The organism is Neisseria sp. HMSC31F04 (assembly GCF_001807735.1).
GTDB classification, from domain to species: Bacteria; Pseudomonadota; Gammaproteobacteria; order Burkholderiales; family Neisseriaceae; genus Neisseria; species Neisseria elongata.
In genome coordinates this window covers 1-805 of the sequence record NZ_KV790779.1, presented here as the reverse complement: position 1 = coordinate 805, position 805 = coordinate 1, and the positions used below count along the sequence as shown (strand labels likewise).

The window sequence follows — 805 nt, the reverse complement described above, 5'->3', positions numbered from 1 at the left end:
GCCGAAATCGCCAAACAGCTTAACCGCCACAAAAGCACCATCAGCCGCGAAATCAGACGGCACTGCACCCAAGGGCAGCAATACAGCGCCGAAAAAGCACAACGGCAAAGCCGGATTACCAAACAGCGCCAGCGAAAGCCCTATAAGCTCGATTCGCAGCTGATTCAGCACATCGACACCCTTATCCGCCGCAAACTCAGTCCCGAACAAGTATGCGCCTACCTGCGCAAACACCATCGAATCACACTCCATTACAGCACCATTTACCGCTACCTCCGCCAAGACAAAAGCAACGGCGGCACCTTGTGGCAACACCTCAGAATATGCAGCAAACCCTACCGCAAACGCTACGGCAGCACATGGACCAGGGGCAAAGTGCCCAACCGCGTCGGCATAGATCAGAAAAGCGCATTACTGACCTTGGTCGAACGCGTTACCCGCTACACGATCATCTGCAAATTGGACAGCCTCAAAGCCGAAGACACTGCCCGGGCAGCCGTTAGGGCATTAAAGGCACATAAAGGCAGGGTGCACACCATCACCATGGATAACGGCAAAGAGTTCTACCAACACACCAAAATAGCCAAAGCATTGAAGGCGGAAAACTATTTTTGCCGCCCTTACCATTCTTGGGAGAAAGGGCTGAATGAGAACACCAACGGACTCATCCGCCAATATTTCCCCAAACAAACCGATTTCCGAAACATCAGTGATCGGGAGATACGCAGGGTTCAAGATGAATTGAACCGCCGGCCGAGAAAAACACTTGGCTACGAAACGCCAAGTGTTTTATTCTTGAATCTGT

General features: G+C 51.8%; 1 protein-coding gene. It reads left to right on the top strand.

Annotation, left to right across the window (positions count from 1 at the left end; all coding sequences use genetic code 11):
- A partial coding sequence (locus tag HMPREF3107_RS02370) for an IS30 family transposase (protein WP_083284592.1) occupies nucleotides 1-805 on the top strand: 805 nt, incomplete at both ends.